We start from the raw sequence: 2,616 nt of genomic DNA, 5'->3' as shown, positions 1-2,616 counted from the left end.
GCTGACCGATTCTTGTGCGGACATACCAAATTCAAGAACATTCAGGATTCCTTGGAATACGGATGTGATAATAGTCGATCCGCCAGGGGTTCCAATAACCATTTTTAATTTTCCGTCCTGTTCAACTATTGTTGGTGTCATTGCGCTTAACATTCTTTTACCAGGTTGTATCGAATTTGCCTTGCCTCCTAAAAGACCGTAAATATTTGGCGATCCTGGTTTTACTGAAAAATCGTCCATCTCATTATTAAGTAGGAAACCTGCACCATCAACCCAAACTCCGGATCCATAAGATCCATTTAAGGTTGTTGTTAACGAGACAGCATTTCCATCTTTATCGACAATACTATAATGTGTTGTTTCCTCCGATTCATATCCAGGAAATTGCGCGGCGTTTACTTCCGAACTCGGTGTTGCCTTTTCTAAATTCACTTTTGCCATCCGCTCTTGATTCAATCTCTTGTTGGTAAGGAATTCTGTTGGAACATTATAGAAATCGGGGTCCCCTAAATGAGTAGCTCGATCTGCGTAAATTCGCCGTTCCGCTTCAACCATAACACGAATTGTACTGTCTGATTGAAACCCCCACTGCGATAGTGGATATGATTCGACGGATTGCAGCAGTGCCAACAGCGCGGTCCCGCCACTAGAAGAAGGAGGCATCGAAATGATCGTGTAATTTTTGTAATCTCCTACAATTGGTTTACGCCATACAGCCTGATAATTTTCCAAATCTTCATGCGAGATAAGGCCATTTCCTCGTTTCATTTCGGCAACAATATCGTCTGCGACGGGTCCTTTATAAAATCCGTCCCTGCCATTCTCCGCGATTAAATTTAATGTATTCCCTAATTGTGATTGTATAAAAACATCACCTTTTTTCCATGGCTGATCACGAATTATGGAGGCGCTTGAAGTACTGTATTGTTTGAATCTCTTCTGATAACTATTAAACTCTGTAGCCTGGCGTTTGGTGATATTGAAACCGTTATTCGCTAGCTCAATTGCGGGTGCAAGGAGTTCTGCCCATGTTAAAGTCCCATATTTTTTATGTGCTTCCTGCATACCCGCAACTGTCCCAGGAACGCCAGCTGCCAAATGTCCGTCTAGGCTTAATCTAGTTATAGGATTGCCGGCAGAATCTAGGTACATATCTTTGTCTGCTAGCGATGGCGCTTTTTCGCGAAAGTCTAAAGCGGCTTTCTCTCCATCTTTGCTGCGGTACACTAAAAACCCACCTCCGCCTATATTTCCCGCGTTTGGATAAACAACGGCGAGAGCGAATTTAACTGCGATTGCTGCATCAATTGCATTTCCGCCTTTTTTTAAAATATCTACACCTACTTTCGACGCCAATGGATGGGCGGTTATAACGGCAGCATTATCGTAAACTTTGGACGTGTCTGTTTCACGCACATGCTGCGTTTGGCAGGACACAATAAGAAAAAATACTATTAAAATTGGTTGGAATCGTTTCATGGTAGTAAATATAAGTTAAATGTTAGTTTTTCCCATTTTGTCAGCGAAAATTTAAGACGTAATATAGCCTCTGTCTTGGTTCACTTATGAAGTTTCATTATCTTCGATGGAGATATATTGGTAATTGTTTATTTATGTAACTAGATGCCAATTAATTGCTTTTGATCGCTTCTTTAATACTATATGTTGATGAAAATGAGGAAAAGAATATTCGTTGCTGTGGCTTTAATGATATTTGCCGTGTTTACGACAGCCGCACAGGAGAATTTACGGGTTTTATCATTTAATATCCACCATGGCAATCCGCCTAATCGACCCGGAGAAATAGATTTGCAGGGGGTCGCGGATCTGATTTTGGAAACGGATGCAGATATTATCGGTATTCAAGAGGTTGATGTTATGTTGTCTCGATCAAATATGGTTGATCAAGCAAAGATACTTGCAGATTTAACGGGTATGGAGTATTTTTTTTCCAAAGGCATCGATATGGAGAATGGTCAATACGGTACTTTGATTCTTTCTAAGTATAAAATTGTGGGTCAACGACGCTATAATCTCCCGATGCCGGTTGAGAGTGAACAACGCTCGTTGGCAATAGTTGACGTAAAGTTGCCGTCAGGCGCTATTGTAGCGTTTGCTAATACCCATCTGGATTTAAAAGACGAAAATAAATTAGCCCAAGTTGATTATGTATTGGAACTTGCAGATTGGTATAAGCGCCCATTAATACTTGTCGGTGATTTGAATTCTACTCCCGACAGCGACCCCATTAAAAAATTGGATCATTCCTTTGTTCGCAATATATCCACCAACGGTCCAACGCATCCCAATTTAAAGCCTCAAACCGAAATCGATTATGTTATGGTAGGGCGACATACTAAATTTAAATGGAAAGAATATAAACGATGGCCTATATCAACTTTATCTGATCATTTAGCGGTTTATGCAGAGTTCGAAATTCAAAACAAGTAAGGATAGAATAGTCTGCGGGTCAAAAAAAAGACAATAGCGAAAATTTTTCGCTATTGTCTAGTGTAGAAACTGAAAATAATCGTTTAGTTCAATGGATTTTGTACGACTGTACCCAAGGTTCTGTCTATTTCTCCTTGTGGTATAAGGAATTGCCATCTGGAATCC

At 40.3% G+C, this 2,616-nt stretch carries 2 protein-coding genes; one reads left to right on the top strand and one right to left on the bottom strand.

Annotated elements, in window-relative coordinates; genetic code table 11:
- The coding region (ggt, locus tag HP439_RS18625) for a gamma-glutamyltransferase (RefSeq protein ID WP_172391832.1) at positions 1 to 1,479 on the bottom strand (1,479 nt) is incomplete at its 3' end.
- A 195-nt stretch (positions 1,480 to 1,674) separates the two neighbouring features.
- Here ggt and HP439_RS18620 point away from each other — a divergent pair.
- Positions 1,675 to 2,451, top strand: coding sequence for an endonuclease/exonuclease/phosphatase family protein (locus HP439_RS18620; protein WP_172391831.1), 777 nt, complete (start codon positions 1,675 to 1,677; stop codon positions 2,449 to 2,451).
- Positions 2,452 to 2,616: the final 165 nt, after the last annotated feature.

Origin of the sequence: Sphingobacterium shayense (assembly GCF_013179575.1) — a bacterium.
Taxonomy (GTDB): domain Bacteria; phylum Bacteroidota; class Bacteroidia; order Sphingobacteriales; family Sphingobacteriaceae; genus Sphingobacterium; species Sphingobacterium shayense.
Note: the sequence above shows the minus strand (reverse complement) of the source record. Positions and strands in the feature narration are given on the sequence as shown.

Excerpts from the sequence above, each read along its gene's own strand:
- HP439_RS18620 (WP_172391831.1), top strand. The coding sequence starts at position 1,675 with ATGAGGAAAAGAATATTCGTTGCTGTGGCTTTAATGATATTTGCCGTG.